General features: G+C 61.8%; 14 protein-coding genes. 2 read left to right on the top strand and 12 right to left on the bottom strand.

Features of this window, described 5'->3' with window-relative positions; all coding sequences use genetic code 11:
• Nucleotides 1-28 precede the first annotated feature (28 nt).
• The 4 genes from C8D72_RS09675 to rdgB all read right to left on the bottom strand — a co-directional run bounded on the left by C8D72_RS09675 (nucleotide 29) and on the right by rdgB (nucleotide 3,478).
• Nucleotides 29-877 (bottom strand): 23S rRNA (adenine(2030)-N(6))-methyltransferase RlmJ, encoded by an 849-nt coding sequence (locus C8D72_RS09675; RefSeq protein ID WP_115854196.1) that lies wholly within the window; start codon nucleotides 875-877, stop codon nucleotides 29-31.
• A gap of 74 nt (nucleotides 878-951) precedes the next feature.
• Entirely contained in the window at nucleotides 952-1,575 is a 624-nt protein-coding gene (locus C8D72_RS09670) for a YiaD family glycine zipper/OmpA-like lipoprotein (RefSeq protein WP_115854486.1), read from the bottom strand.
• A 128-nt stretch (nucleotides 1,576-1,703) separates the two neighbouring features.
• A complete protein-coding gene (gene hemW / locus C8D72_RS09665) occupies nucleotides 1,704-2,879 on the bottom strand; it encodes a radical SAM family heme chaperone HemW (protein WP_170140561.1) in 1,176 nt (391 codons plus the stop codon).
• Nucleotides 2,879-3,478 carry an RdgB/HAM1 family non-canonical purine NTP pyrophosphatase gene (rdgB, locus tag C8D72_RS09660; RefSeq protein WP_115854195.1) on the bottom strand — a complete coding sequence of 200 codons (600 nt, stop codon included), beginning with the start codon at nucleotides 3,476-3,478 and terminating at the stop codon, nucleotides 2,879-2,881. Before rdgB ends, hemW begins: the two co-directional genes overlap by 1 nt.
• A 255-nt stretch (nucleotides 3,479-3,733) precedes the next feature.
• Between rdgB and C8D72_RS09655 the strand changes: the two genes are divergently transcribed.
• Nucleotides 3,734-4,432, top strand: coding sequence for a LuxR C-terminal-related transcriptional regulator (locus C8D72_RS09655; protein ID WP_245955212.1), 699 nt, complete (start codon nucleotides 3,734-3,736; stop codon nucleotides 4,430-4,432).
• Nucleotides 4,433-4,531: 99 nt separating this feature from the next.
• Here the strand turns inward: C8D72_RS09655 and C8D72_RS09650 are convergent, their stop codons facing one another.
• Nucleotides 4,532-6,094: a SulP family inorganic anion transporter gene (locus C8D72_RS09650; RefSeq protein ID WP_115854193.1), complete on the bottom strand. Its 1,563-nt coding sequence runs from the start codon at nucleotides 6,092-6,094 to the stop codon at nucleotides 4,532-4,534.
• The gene (locus tag C8D72_RS09645) at nucleotides 6,091-6,768 is read right to left on the bottom strand and encodes a carbonic anhydrase (RefSeq protein WP_170140560.1); all 678 of its coding nucleotides are present in this window, start codon (nucleotides 6,766-6,768) and stop codon (nucleotides 6,091-6,093) included. Before C8D72_RS09645 ends, C8D72_RS09650 begins: the two co-directional genes overlap by 4 nt.
• Nucleotides 6,769-7,185: 417 nt before the next feature.
• On the opposite strand from C8D72_RS09645, the gene C8D72_RS09640 reads away from it, so the two are divergent.
• Nucleotides 7,186-7,869, top strand: coding sequence for a response regulator transcription factor (locus tag C8D72_RS09640; RefSeq protein WP_115854191.1), 684 nt, complete (start codon nucleotides 7,186-7,188; stop codon nucleotides 7,867-7,869).
• A gap of 19 nt (nucleotides 7,870-7,888) precedes the next feature.
• On the opposite strand, the gene C8D72_RS09635 is transcribed toward C8D72_RS09640, so the two are convergent.
• From C8D72_RS09635 to C8D72_RS09610, 6 genes are all read right to left on the bottom strand, one after another.
• Complete coding sequence (locus tag C8D72_RS09635; RefSeq protein ID WP_425453274.1) at nucleotides 7,889-9,466, bottom strand: bifunctional aminoglycoside phosphotransferase/ATP-binding protein; 1,578 nt, start codon at nucleotides 9,464-9,466, stop codon at nucleotides 7,889-7,891.
• Between the two features lie 78 nt (nucleotides 9,467-9,544).
• Nucleotides 9,545-10,834, bottom strand: a complete 1,290-nt coding sequence (gene hemL, locus C8D72_RS09630) for a glutamate-1-semialdehyde 2,1-aminomutase (RefSeq protein WP_115854189.1) — start codon at nucleotides 10,832-10,834, stop codon at nucleotides 9,545-9,547.
• Between the two features lie 124 nt (nucleotides 10,835-10,958).
• A complete protein-coding gene (gene thiE, locus C8D72_RS09625; protein ID WP_115854188.1) occupies nucleotides 10,959-11,582 on the bottom strand; it encodes a thiamine phosphate synthase in 624 nt (207 codons plus the stop codon).
• Nucleotides 11,579-12,403, bottom strand: coding sequence for a bifunctional hydroxymethylpyrimidine kinase/phosphomethylpyrimidine kinase (thiD, locus tag C8D72_RS09620; RefSeq protein WP_170140559.1), 825 nt, complete (start codon nucleotides 12,401-12,403; stop codon nucleotides 11,579-11,581). Before thiD ends, thiE begins: the two co-directional genes overlap by 4 nt.
• Nucleotides 12,403-12,837, bottom strand: a complete 435-nt coding sequence (gene hemJ, locus C8D72_RS09615) for a protoporphyrinogen oxidase HemJ (RefSeq protein WP_115854186.1) — start codon at nucleotides 12,835-12,837, stop codon at nucleotides 12,403-12,405. Before hemJ ends, thiD begins: the two co-directional genes overlap by 1 nt.
• Before the next feature lie 52 nt (nucleotides 12,838-12,889).
• A complete protein-coding gene (locus C8D72_RS09610) occupies nucleotides 12,890-14,677 on the bottom strand; it encodes a chloride channel protein (RefSeq protein WP_115854185.1) in 1,788 nt (595 codons plus the stop codon).
• Nucleotides 14,678-14,707 lie beyond the last annotated feature (30 nt).

Below are 14,707 nucleotides of genomic sequence, written 5' to 3'. Positions count from 1 at the left end.
CCTTTTGTGTGCCTGATTCACGACCTGATCAGGGCTTTTCGGGCATCCACCAGTCGCTGACGTGGGCGGCCTCATTACCATACAGCGTCGCCAGCGCACTGAAGGCGTCATCCAGCTGCGTCTCCAGCTGCCAGGGCGGGTTGAGCAGCAAAAGCCCCGAGCCGTAGAGCCCCCGCTCACCAGCGGGGTCATGGCGGGTCAGCTCGCTGCGCCACACCTTGGCAATCCCGTGGGATCTGATGGCGTCGAGCAGGCGCTGATGGCGCCCATCGGCCAGCAGCGGATACCAGATCAGCACGATGGCGTGGCGCATCTGACGCACGACCTGGGCAAGCGTCGAGGCGACCGCCTCGTAGTCTTCCTTCACCTCATAGGAGGGGTCGATCAACACGCACAGCCGCGGCGTGCGCACCGGCACTTGATGCACCAGGGCGTCCAGACCGTCGCGCTTGAGCCGTCGCACGTGAGGCGTCTCGAGCACGGCGTCTTCCAGATGGCGATGCTCGCCGGGATGCAGCTCATACAGGGTCAGACGATCATTGGCGCGCATGGCGCGGGCGAACCACCAGGGCGAGCCCGGATAGCGCGACAGTGTGTCTGAATGCTCCTGAAGAGTGCTCAGGGCGTCACACCAGCACCCCAGCAGCCCCTCCTGCTGCGCCCTCGCCTGCCACAGCGGCAGGACACCGTCGCGGTACTCGCCAAGGCGGGCGGTCTCGGGCGCCTGTAGCGGATAGTGGCCCCGTCCGGCATGCGTATCGATCAGGCTCAGGGCCGAGCTCTTTTCCATGAGGCGCTCGATCAGCGCGAACTGGGCCAGATGCTTGTGCACGTCGGCAAAGTTGCCGGCATGCCATGCATGTTGATAGGAAAGCACGTTCCCTCCTTGAAAAAACGTCGCCGCAGTCACAGGACTGCGGCGACGATCCGACAATCGATCGATTCAGCGAATCATTGGTTGCCGTTGGGGACCAGCGTGACCGTGACGCGACGGTTCTGCGCCCGGCCTTCGGGCGTGTCGTTGCTGGCCACGTAGTTGCTGGCGCCGTAGCCCTGCATGATCAAACGGTTGAAGTTGACCCCACCGCGGGCCAGGTAGTTGCCCACCGACTGGGCGCGCAGCTCGGACAGGCGCTGGTTGTAGGCCGCCGCACCGGTCGAGTCGGTGTAGCCGGCGATATTGACCAGCGTGTCGGGATACTCGCCGAGCACCTTGATGACGCCATCCAGCGGGGTGTAAATCTGCGAGGAGAGCTCGCTGGAATCGCTGCCGAAGGTGATGGCGCTGGGCATGTTGAGCTGAATCTGATCGCCCATGCGGTTAACGCTCACGCCCGTGCCCTGCATTTCCTGACGCAGCTTGGCCTCCTGGGCGTCCATGTAGTAGCCGATACCGCCACCGGCCGCCACGCCCACGGCGGCGCCGATCAGGGTCTTGTCCAGACGATGGTTGCCACTCTTGGTGGCACCGGCCACGCCACCGACCAGCGCGCCGATGCCCGCGCCCTTGGCCAGGCTCGAGGTCTGCTGTTCGTTGGTATAGGGATTTGTCGTGGTACAGCCCGTGGCGGCCATGACGATTGCCAGCGGTGCTGCCAGCCAGATGCTTTTCTTCACGTCCTGCTCTCCTGTGAATACCGTTCGGGGCATATCCCCGACCTTCCTGAACCTGCAGGGCCGTTGCTGCCCTGCCGTGTGACCCGTCATGAGCGGGCCAGAACCGAATCATCGCACAGCGCCAGCAAATCGTTGAGAAACAAGAGCCCCAGCGGGGTGGCCTGAATGCGGGCATGCGTCTCAAGCATTAGTTCGCGTGCAATGGGCGCTCTAGTGTGAGCGTCCAGACGCGCCTCGTCGAGCCCGGTGTGACGCCGCCAGAGTTCTCCGGGCACGCCATCGCTCAGGCGCAAAGCGTTCATCAGAAACTCGAGCCCCTTTTCATCGCGCGACAGCACACGACTGCCGGCCATAAAGCCCCGCGGGTCATGATGGCGCGCCAGATAGGTCTCGGGCTGACGCGTTTTCCAGCGCCGCTCGATCTCCAGCCCCTGGTCGCCCGGCCGGGATATCTTGCCATGCGCGCCGGCGCCAATGCCCAGATAATCGCCAAAGCGCCAGTAGTTCAGGTTATGGCGCGCCTCATGGCCGGGGCGTGACCACGCCGAAATCTCGTAGCGCTGAAAACCGGCCGCCTCAAGGCGTGCCTGGCCGGCATCCTGAATATCGGCCAGCACGTCCTCCTCGGGAAGCTCGGGCGGGCGCGAATAAAAGGCCGTATTGGGCTCGAGCGTGAGCTGATACCAGGACAGATGCGAAGGCTCAAGCGCCAGCGCCTGGTCAATATCCGCCAGTGCACTGGCCATGGTCTGGCCCGGCAGGCCGTGCATCAGGTCGATGTTGACCTCGTCAAAGCCGACCTCGCGCGCGGTGGTAATGGCGTGCACGGCCTCGCCCGCATCATGAATGCGCCCCAGCCGCGCCAGCGCCTCGTTGTCAAAGCTCTGTACGCCCACCGAGAGACGGTTGATGCCGGCGCGGCGAAAATCGGCAAAGCGCTCGCGCTCGAAGGTGCCCGGGTTGGCTTCCAGCGTGATTTCGATATCCGGTGCGAGTGTCAGGCGCTCGCGAATGCCGGCCAGCAGCCTTTGATAGCCGGCGCCGCTGACCAGGCTGGGGGTGCCGCCGCCGATGAAAATCGAGGTCAGCACCCGGCCCTGGACATTGGCCATCTCGGCGTCAAGATCCGCCAGCAGGGCATCGATATAGGCCGTTTCAGGCAGAGCGTCCGTGAGCGTGTGGGAATTGAAATCACAGTAGGGACATTTGCGCACGCACCATGGGACATGGATATAGAGCGCCAGGGGCGGCAGGGACAGCATCAGCGCTCCAGCTGCTCGAGCAGGGCGGTGAGTGCACGACCGCGATGGCTGATCCGGTTCTTGAGATCGGGAGAGAGTTCGGCCACGCTCAGGCCCTGGTCGGGCACCCAGAACAGCGGGTCGTAACCAAATCCGCCCTCGCCGCGCGGCAGGGAGAGGATTTCTCCCGGCCAGCTGCCCTGAACAATAATGGGCACCGGATCCTCGGGATGGCGCATATAAACAAGCACGCAATGGTATTGCGCGCCACGCTGACCCTCGGGCACCTCGGCAAGCGCCTCGAGCAGTCTGTCGTTGTTGGCCTGATCGTCACCCTGAGCGCCGCTGTAGCGCGCCGAGTAAATGCCGGGCGCACCGCCCAGCGCGGTGACGGCCAGTCCCGAGTCATCGGCCAGCGCCGGCAGCCCGCTGCCCAGGCAGGCAGCACGCGCCTTGAGCAGGGCATTTTCAACAAAGGTCAAGCCGGTCTCCTCGGCGGCCGATATACCGTGATCGGCTTGAGAAGTGATCTCCCATGCCAGCGGTTCCAGCAGCTCGCGGAACTCCCGCAGCTTGCCGGCATTGTTGCTGGCGACAACGAGAGAGCGTGTAGCAGACATAAGGCATGATCCCCTAGTGTGATTGACGACCCCATTTTAAAGCGCCATGTCATCACACTGGAACATATTGTTGCGGATTGGCCGACCGAAGCATACCTGGCGTGATACAAATAGTGTGATGTTAACCAACGAATTGACCGTCAAAACAGCGCCTGCCTGAGCGATGCTCCAGACGCCGTTTCGGAGTAAGCTTGAGCAAAGCCTCGTCGTTGGCTGTCACAACATGAGCTGATGAACGGGCATCAAGGGGGCACCGTGGATAGTGACGTGGAAAGTGAAAAGAAGGTAACCGTACTGCTGGTTACCGAGATCAACCCGCAAAGCGAGCTGTTCATGCAGTACGTGCGGGACAGGATCGGCTGTGAGGTAGAAACGCTGGCGCCGCGGGATGCGGTGCCGGCAGAAGATGATATACAGCGTGTTGTGCTGCTGGATGCCGATCACGTCGATGAAAAGGACATGTATCACTGGGAAGAGAGCGCCGCCAGTGAAAGCAACAGTCTGACGCTTGCGGCCTTTAACCTTGCCGACGAAAACCAGGCCGTCAATCTGGCGACCACCTTTCGTCTGCAGGGCGTGTTTTACCGCCGCGATTCGCTGGCCCTGATCTGCAAGGGCATTGCCAAGCTGATCAACGAGGAGCTGTGGATGTCGCGCAATCTGATGACGCGACTGATCCGTTTCTATCGTCGCCAGCAGATCAATGCCTTCCGCCCGGCCAACGGTCTGACGCATCGCGAACTCGAGATCCTGCGGCTGCTGGGTACCGGGGCGTCCAATACCGAAATCGCAGGCCAGCTGTTTGTCAGCGAACATACGGTCAAGTCGCACCTGTACAACATCTTTCGCAAGCTCAAGGTACGCAATCGCATCCAGGCCATGAACTGGGTACGCCAGAATCTGGGCGGTGCCCCCCTGCCACCGGCGTCGCGCAGTACATCGTCTGACGCCTGACGACGCGCTTCCTGCCGGTATCACGGCACGAAAAGGGCGCCCCCGGAGACAGATGCCGGGGGCGCCCTTTTTAATGCCTGCCCGGGGCGGGCTGCGTGCCTAGGCGGGCCGGGCTGCAGGCGCCATGTCACTGTCTGTCGGCGATCCTGACGCGCGCAGGGCAGGATAGCTTGCCGTCATGCCGTTGACCTGCTTGAGCTCCACGACGATATCGCGCTCGTGCGACGAATAGACGAAGTTATCGATATCCTCCTGAATATCGGGGTCAATGAAGCCCGCCTCGCGCGCATCGATGATCAGATGGCTGCCATCGGTGATGTCATCCAGGTAGTAGCGCACCTTGTCGCGGTTGAGAAAGGAGATATCGGTGTGAAAGCGCAGCAGGGCGTACTGGTCATGACGCGTAAATGACACCGCCGAGTGATAGTTGGCACGCACCAGAAAATAGAGCCCGCACAGAAAACCGATGATGACGCCTTCGAGCAGATTGGTGACCATGATCGCAACGACCGTCACGGCGAAGGGCACAAAGCGCTGCCAGCCCTGATGATAGTGGGCAAGGATGGTGGCCGGCCGGGCAAGCTTGTAGCCGGTATGTACCAGCACAGCCGCCAGACACGCCAGCGGAATGAACTCCAGCGCCCCGGCCACAAACGCCACACTGCACAGCAGCAAAACGCCATGCACAAAGCTTGCAAGGCGTGTCCGCCCGCCCGCCTGCACGTTGGCCGAACTGCGCACGATCACGGCCGTGATCGGCAGCCCTCCGACCATGCCACTGACAATATTGCCGATTCCCTGCGCCTTGAGCTCGCGGTGCGGCGGTGAGTGACGCTTGAGCGGATCGATCTTGTCCACGGCCTCGAGACTCAACAGGGTTTCAAGGCTTGCCACCAGCGCCAGCGTCACGGCTGTCATGTAGACCTGCGGCTTGAGCAGATCAGACAATATCGGCAGCTGCAGCTGATCGATGAAATCCGCCGGCCCACCCAGACCGGGCAGGGAGATACGCTGACCGGCATCAAGCGCGCCGGGCAGCCCCATCGACAACGCCATCCGATCCATGGCGATGGCGACCAGAACTGCCATCAGCGGTGCCGGAAAACGCTTGATCACCGCCGGCATGAACGGCTGCTCCCAGCTGATCAGGATAGCCAGCGATACGGCGGCAATGGCCAGCGCCACCGGTGACAGCCCCGCCAGCAGCGCGCCGACGTTTAAAAGCGACACATCGCTGTCCTGCGCAAGCCCCAGCGCCAGCGGGATCTGGTTAAGAATCAGGATCAGTCCAATGGCGGCCAGCATGCCCTTGATCACCGCCGAAGGCACAAAGGCGCCGATCCTGCCCAGGCGCAGAAAGCCAAACACCAGCTGCAGAATGCCCGCCAGCACCGTGGCCACGAACAGACCGCTCAGCCCGATCTGCTCGACCGCGCTTAACACGATCACGGTCAGCCCGGCGGCTGGGCCGGAAACGCTCAAGGAAGAACCGCTGAACAACGCCACCACAATACCGCCGACAATACCGGCAATCAGGCCGGACAGCGGTGGCGCGCCGGAAGCCAGCGAAATGCCCAGGCACAGGGGAATGGCAACCAGAAAGACCACGACACCGGCAGGCAGGTCCTGGGGCAGTGTCTTCAATGACAGCGCCTTGCTCATGAGACCGCCCCCCTTTCATGACACATGGCATCATCGCAGGTCTGCACGGCGCCTGACTGGGACGCGTGGCAGTGCTCACCTTCCCAGCGCTGAATTTCACGCAGTCTGCCCGTTTCCAGGGCATAGACCATGCCGTGAATCGTGGGACGCTGATGGTGCGACCAGTGCGACTGAATCAGAGGCATTTCACTCAGTGTCCTGATTTGATCGATTACGTTGAATTCCACCAGCCGATCAAGACGTCCATGCTCACTGATTAATTCAGACAGCTCATCAGCATGCCTTCTTCTGACATCACGGATGGCATCCAGATGATGATCGAGATGAGAAAGACCGGTATTTTCATCTGTCATTGCCGCCCCCACACCACCACAACGATGATGGCCGCAGACAATGATATGACGCACCTTTAATACAGCAACGGCGTATTCAAGTACGCTCATAAAACCCGTTTCGTGCGGACAGACCCGGTTGGCAACGTTACGATGAATGAACATTTCTCCCGGTGATGTATTACAAAGCTGCTCGGCAGGAACACGGCTGTCAGAGCAGCCGATCCAGAGCACTTCCGGGGATTGTCCGGCACTCAAGCGATCGAACATGTTCGGATCGCGGTGTGTGATTTCACTGGCCCAGGCCTGATTTTCCAGCAACAATCTCTCGACAAAACGCATCCAGCGCTCCTCTATTTTGTTACAGGGCTGTAAGCGATCCGTTTCAAATACATCCTCTAACGCAATTTCCTGTGCACAATGCGCCATTTGATGTAGATGCACGTTTTGACCGCTCTCATTCAAAAATCGATCGCCCTATAATCAGGGTCATCTTCAGTACCCCGGTTGCGTCGGCTATCGGTACGATCACCCGAACCGATATTGCGTTCTTGTTGATCGACCTGGAACGTTAGTCGTAAGAGCTTAATCAGCTCTGAACCTTAAGTGCTTTTAAGTAGTTGTTTTGTATATTTTTTTACTTAATCTTACTTAGCGTAAAGGGTGCCCTGTCCGGCGCGCCGGACTTCGGCACATCCCCCTGTTTTGATCGCTATCGGGTGTCTGAAGGCCTTCATACTCTTTACCAGGGCCACTTTCATGGATGTGACGAATACTGCACTGATCATGGTGACCAAAAGCAGCCCCCAGAATGAGCTGTTTCTGGACTACCTGCGTCAACAGCTGGACTGCCATGTGCAGCAACTGCCGACCGATGAGCCACCCGAACTGCCCGAGCATCTAAGACACTGCCGCGTCGTGGCGCTGCTTGACGATGACCATCTGGAAGAATCCGTACTGCGCGAGTGGACACAGCAGCTCGGCCAGTACGAGGACGCCATCTTCACGGCCTTCAACATGAGTGATGAGGACCGCGCGGTCGCCCTGATGATGCGAATGCCGCTGCACGGTATCTTTTATCGGGGGGATTCCCTGGAGCTGATCAGCAAGGGAATTCGCAAGCTTTTTGAGGGGGAGATGTGGCTGTCACGCCCGCTGATGGAGCGTCTGCTGTGCGCCTACTGGCATCGCCAGCATGACGAGCAGCTGCCGCTGGCAAGTCTGACCCCGCGCGAGCATGAAATTCTGGGACTGCTCGACAGCGGTGCCAGCAATCTGGATATCGCCGACCGACTGTCCATCAGTGAACACACGGTCAAATCGCACCTGTACCACGTGTTTCGCAAGCTCAAGGTGAGAAACCGGGCACAGGCGCTGAATCTGCTGCGCCAGCAGCCCACGGCGGTCGTGGCCGCGCCCCGTACGCGCCGGGACACGGCCTGAACCAGACGGCCGGGTTGAGTCAGTTCAGACGCAGTCGCTCCCTGATCAGCGACACCAGCGTCAGATTGGCATCCTCGGCCGTGGTATCCAGATGAATCAGATAGCCCAGCTCATCCTCGCCGAAGGCGTCACGCGAGGCGAGCTGGTGATCCAGCACCTCAATGCCCGCCTCCGAAACTTCACCGCGCTTGTCCCGACGTCGCCTGAGCCGGTCGCGCAGCGTGTCGTCATCGGCCTCGAAGCTGATCAGAAGCGCCGCCAGCCCACGCTTTTCGGCCTCGTGTCGCAACCGGTCACGCTGTGAGCGCTTGAGCGAGGTGGCATCAATACAGACCGGATAGCCGGCTTCCATCAACGTGCCACTCAAGCTCGCCAGCCGCTCGTAGGTCCGGCGGGTCATGTCATCGCTGTAGAGGCCTCCCCCCACGTCTGACCCCGAGTCGGCATCAGGGGACAGCTCACCAAGACGCTTGCGCTCGACGTCGGAGCGAAGGCGGACGGCGCCCAGCGAGCGCACCACCTGCTCGGTAAACCGGCTCTTGCCGCTGCCGGAGACGCCTACGCTGATCAAAAGCCAGGGAATGTCGATCTCGCTGTAGCGCTCCGCCAGGGCGATGTAGCTGCGATAGTCCGACAGCGCCGCGTCCCGGTCTGCCGGCTGCAGATCCGGCTGCTGCAGGCGAAACAGCGCCACCTTGGCCCGCACCATGGCCCGGTAGGCCTTGTACCAGGGCAGCAGCCGCACCAGCTCGTGATCCCCGCTGCCTTCCAGATAGCGATTGAGCACGTGGCTGGACAGCGCATGCTCGCCGCGCGCCTCAAGATCCATCAGCAAAAAGGCCAGCTCGCAGCAGACATCGGTATAGCGCAGGTCATCGTTGAACTCGATGCAGTCAAAGATCAACGCCCGTCCCTCGTGCTGTACCACGTTGGCCAGATGAACGTCGCCGTGCGTTTCCCGCACGAAACCTTCCCTGTGGCGCTGGGTCAGTACCGGGGCAAGGCGCTGATAAAGCTCTTCAGCGCGCTGGGCCAGCTCGTCAAGGCGATAAATGTCCTGCCGGTCCTCCAGCAGCGGCCGGATCTGATCGAAGTTCTGTACCACCGGCGCATAGGCGGCCTCCGGCGTGCCGAAGGCGCTGTCCGGCGGCACGCGCTCGGCGCGCTGATGAAAGGCAACCAGCTGATCCACCATGTCATCCATCATGGTGCGGGTCAGCTCGCTGTTGGCCTGCAGCGTCGAGAAAAGCCCGGCATTGTCGAACTGACGCATGCATACGGCATACTCGAAGGGCTCGCCCTCACCGCCCAGTACGGGCGCCTCGGGTGTCCCGCTGATGGGCACCACCTGCTCATAGAGATCACCCGCCAGCCGGCGATTGAGCCGCACCTCGTCTTCACAAAAACGTCGACGTCGTTCCAGCGTCGAAAAATTCAGAAAGCCGAAATCCAGCGGCTTCTTGATCTTGTAGGCGTGATCACCGGTCAGAATGACCCAGGAGATATGGGTCTCATACACCTGCAGATTGGACACGTCATGATTGAAAAACCGGCCGCTTCTCAGCGCGCTGATCAGTGACTGACTCAAGGGACTCACTCCGGATCAGTAAGGAAAATTCGCCCGCCGAAGAAACGACCGGTGGGCGTGACATGGCGCCCTGACGGGCGCCGGAGTTCAGCTCAGGGTGGCAAACACGGCTTCAGCGGCCTCGAGCGTGGCGTTGATGTCCTCATCCTCGTGGACGCTGGACATGAAGCCGGCCTCGAACGGGGACGGCGCCATATAGATACCGCGGTCCAGCATGGCCGTAAAGAAAGTCCTGAAGCGCTCGACGTTACAGCCGGTGGCCGCCGCGAAGTCGTTGACCTCGGTCTGATCGGTAAAAAATATGCCGAACATGCCGCCGGCGCGATGGGTCAGAAGCGGCACGCCGGCCGCCGCCGCGCGCTGCTCAAGGCCATCGCACAGGGTATTGACGCGTTCGCTCAGACGCTCGTGGAACCCGGGCTGGCGTACCTTTTTCAACAGCGCGATCCCGGCAGCCATGGCCAGCGGATTACCCGAGAGCGTGCCGGCCTGATAGACCGGTCCCAGCGGCGAGAGATACTCCATGATGTGGCGCTTGCCGCCAAAGGCCCCGACCGGCATGCCGCCACCGACGATCTTGCCCAGGCAGGTCAGATCCGGCGTGACGTTGTAGAAGGCCTGGGCCCCACCCAGTGCTACGCGAAAGCCGGTCATGACCTCGTCAAAGATCAGCACGGTGCCGGCCTCATCGCATACCTCGCGCAGACACTCCAGAAAGCCCGGCGTCGGCGGAATGCAGTTCATGTTGCCGGCCACCGGCTCCACGATCACACAGGCCACCTGATCGCCGATCTCGCGAAAGCACTCGCGAACGCCGTCGATATCGTTGTAGGAGAGCGTGACGGTATGCTCGGCCAGCGAGGCCGGGACGCCCGGCGAGCTGGGTTCACCATGGGTGAGCGCCCCCGAGCCTGCCTTGACCAGCAGCGAATCGACATGGCCGTGGTAGTTGCCCTCGAACTTGACGATCTTGTCACGCCCGGTATAGCCGCGCGCCAGGCGTACCGCCGACATGGTCGCCTCGGTGCCCGAGTTGACCATGCGTACCATGTCGATCGACGGCATGATCTCGCAGATCAGCTCCGCCATGTCGGTCTCGACGGCGGTGGGCGTGCCAAAGGAGAGGCCGTCTTCCAGTCGATCGCGCACGGCGCTGAGCACGTCCGGATCGGCATGGCCGGTGATCATCGGTCCCCAGGAGCCGACATAGTCGATATAGCGTCGGCCCTCGACATCAAAGAGATAGGGCCCGCGGGCGCGTGACACGAACATGGGCGCACGTCCCATGCCCTTGAAGGCACGCACCGGAGAGTTGACGCCACCGGGGATGCGGTGCCCGGCGCGGGTGAAAAGCGTCTCGGAAGTGATGAGATCCATCTTCGCGCTCCTGTGGAAAAAGAGATCACAGGCCGGACCCGAAGCGGGCGACCTGCAGATTTCGTGTTATCCACACCCGGTTGGCAGCACTTACCGAGACCGGCTGTGGACAACCTGAAAGACATTATCGATCGAAACTCTGGTTGAGCCGGCGCACCGCAGCGCCTGGATCATCATGGCCGAAAATGCCGTGCACCAGCGCAATCAGATCGGCACCGGCCTCGACCGTGGCGTCGATGTTGTCGGCATCGATACCGCCGATGGCCACGCGCGGCAGCTCAAAAGAGGCGGCACGGGCCAGAATCGATAGATCCGCTGGCGGCGCATCGGGCTTGGTCCGTGACGGATAAAAGCGGCCAAAGGCCAGATAGCTGGCACCTTCACGCGCAGCCTGCTCGGCGAACTCGAGGCTATCCTGGCAGGTCGCGCCGATAATGGCGTCAGGACCCAGCGCCTTGCGGGCCCGAGCAATCGAGCCATCGCTGCGACCCAGATGCACGCCAGCCCCCAGCCGCCAGGCCAGTGCCGCGTCATCGTTGATGATCAAGGGCGTGTCGTAGTGATCACACAGCGCCTTGAGCGCGCGTGCCTGACGCTCGCGCAGTCCTTCATCACCGGACTTGTCGCGGTACTGCAAAAGCGCAATACCGGCACTGAGCGCGGCCTCGCACCGGTCGATGAGCGTGGCGTCATCCGGCATCAGCTGCGCATCGGTCAGGGCATAAAGCCCCTGCTTCCACTGGGTCATGTCGCGCTCCCCTGATTGGGTAAATGAAATCGCCCGGTCAGGCGGTCGGGAATGTACTGGCCGCGTCCGGGCATCAGCGCCGTTTCAAGACTTTGCCAGGTGAACTGCTGCGCCTGCTCACAGGCACTTTCAAGCCGCTCGCCGCGGGCCAGCAGCGCCGCCGTGGCGCTGGCCAGCGTGCATCCCGAACCGTGATAGCTGCCCGGCAGGCGCGGCCATGACCACTCCCGCATGCCATCAGGTGTGTACAGTCGATGAACCACGCAGGCCTGCTGACGCTCGCTGGCCGTATCAGCGCCCGTGGCCAGCACGGCACCCGCGCCGGTGGCCAGCATCCGCTGCGCCTGAGCAGCAGCGTCCCGGTCCTCGCCAGCCAGCCCCGACAGCCGGGCAAGTTCCTGCAGGTTGGGCGTGACCAAACTTGCCAGCGGCAACAGCCGCCTGGCGAAGGCGGCCATCAGGGTCTGACCGGAGAGTTCGCGCCCGCCCCCGGCCTTGAGCACCGGGTCAATAATGATGGGCAGATGTGGATGCGCCGTGCACAGTTCAATGACCGCCTCCAGCGCAGAGAGATCGGCAATCAGCCCGACCTTGATGGCACGGATATCACAGTCGTCAAGCAGCGCCCGGGCGGTGGCCAGTATCTCCTCGCCCGGGCGCGGCATGACGTTCTGGACATCCACGGTGGTCTGGCACGTCAGCGCCGTGGGCACCGTCAACGCCCAGCCGCCCATGGCGCGAACGGCCTCGGCATCGGCGATCAGCCCGGCACCGCCGGTCGGGTCATGACCGGCCAGTACCAGTACGCAGGGCAGGGACATCAGAACGGCTTGACCACGGAAAGAATGACGATGGCGATCAGCAACAGCGCCGGGACGATGCCAAAGATGCGGTAATAGGTGCCTCCGCGGCGGTTGGTACCGGCGGCAAACCGCTTCATGTGCGCCATGCAGATATGGTGGAAACCAATCAGAAGAACGACCAGTACGGCCTTGACGTAAAACCAGCCCGCGGTGAGGTAGACCTGGAAATCAAGCGCCACCAGCCATATCCCGAACACCAGCGTCAGGATCATGCCCGGTGTCATGATGGCGCTGTAGAGCTTGCGTTCCATGATCTGAAAGCGGGTCGAGCCCTGGCCGTCATCCTGACGCAGCGCATGGCTGTGATAGATAAAAAGCCGCGGCAGATAAAAGAGCGCGGCAAACCAGCACGTAAATGAAATGATATGAAGGGCCAGAACCCAGGCGTACATAGGGACATCCTCAGTAACAGTGGTCAGGTCGTTTTGATGGTGTCAGTGCCCATCAGTGATAATAGTTTTCAATGGCTTCACGCGTGATGATACCTGAAACCCGATGCATCATCGGCGCGGTAATGTGTCTGACGTAGAGAGCATCCACCCTCTGGTCATCAAGACAGGCAAAGGCTTCGGAAAGCGTAGCCTGCAGATCGATGGGAGCCAGTTCCAGTCGCTTGCCGGGAATCTCCAGCAGATTGATGCTGCCATCGCCCTCCTGATCCACACCGGTCTGATCCTCCTCTTCCATGGCACGTGCCATGTCTGCCGCCAGCAGGGCCAGCGGCGCCTTGCCGGGTTCACGATCGGCCTTTTGCTGATCGCCCTGACGGTGAATCAAAAGCCATGTCGGCCGGGCATCCAGGATCACCCGGGCCCGCTCGCGGGTAATGACGGCGGCGGTCACGGTGACGCTGCGATCCATGACGGCACCGACCCCGACCCTTGAGAGGGCCTGCATCAGAGGCTGTTGCAGAGGATGCTGGGTGCTGCCCTGACGGGGCATGACAAAAAAGCCCTGGGTGCGCCAGACAAGGCGCGCGGTCAGCGCCGCACTCAAAACGGTCAGCATGCCGTATAAAATGATATCAGGGCTGTGCGTCAGCTCCAGCAGCGCCATGATGGCTGCCAGCGGCGCCTGCAGCACCGCCCCCATCATGGCGGCCATGCCCATCATCACATACAGGTTGGGTTCACCCGCCATCGAGGGCAAAAGCGCCGACGCCCCGAGCCCGAAAAGCGCACCGGCCGCGGCACCAATCACCAGCGTTGGCCCCACGATCCCCACCGGGATACCGCAGGCCACGGTCACGGCGGTCAGTATCAGCTTGCCCAGCGCCAGCGCCAGCAGTACGTCAAGGCTTGCCTGACCGGCCAGAATCGTTTCGACGCTGTCATAGCCGATGCCCTGCACCTGCGGATAAAAAAGGGCGACCGCCGCGGTCAGCACGCCGGCGATCAGAATGCGAAGGACCCAGGGCACCCGGACAAGACGCTCGCCCATGCACGCCAGACGAATAAAGCCCCCGGCCATGACGCCAACCGCCAGTGCCATGAGCAGCAGCCACGGAATATCAAGCAGACGCGGCTCAATAACGCTGGGGAGCATGAAGGCCGGCGCCGAGCCGAAATGCAGCTGCGTGATCACCGCTCCGGTGGCCGAGGCCAGCATCACTGGCATGAAGCCGGTCAGGGTGTACTCCATCATCACCACTTCCATGGCGAAGATGACCCCGGCGATGGGCGTATTGAAAGACGCCGAGATGCCGGCAGCCACGCCGCAGCCGACCAGCACGCGCAGGCTGTTGTGTGGCAGTTTGAGCAGCTGACCGATCCAGCCTGAGGCCCCGGCCCCCAGATGAACGGCCGGCCCTTCGCGCCCGGCGGAAAGCCCGCCCAGCAGCGAGACCACGCCGACCCACCACTGATTGAACCAGTTGTCACGGGCCATGACGCCCTGATGGTAGGAGAAGCGCTCGATGACATGGGTAATGCCGAGTCGACGCGCGCTCTTCTTCTGCCACCCGAGCCCCAGCCCGATCAACACGACGGCGATGACCGGCAGGCCCATGCGAACCATGACGGGCAGATCCTCAAAGGCCTCGGTACGCCCTTCGGGCATCAGCCCCAGCGCTCCCAGTTCAATCAGCTCCCGAAAGACAATCATGATGACGCCTGTCAGCGCACCTGAAATGACCGCCAGCAGACACAGCTGCGGCAGTGCATCGACGCTCGCCAGTTCGCGTCGAAAGTTTTCCAGACTCAGGCGGGACGTATTCAGAAGACGACGCGGCAAGCTTTTCTCCCCAACGGCGGAATAACGGGG

It is taken from the genome of Kushneria indalinina DSM 14324, from assembly GCF_003385845.1.
In the GTDB taxonomy this organism is placed as follows: Bacteria; Pseudomonadota; Gammaproteobacteria; order Pseudomonadales; family Halomonadaceae; genus Kushneria; species Kushneria indalinina.
This window is presented reverse-complemented; position numbering and strand designations above follow the sequence as displayed.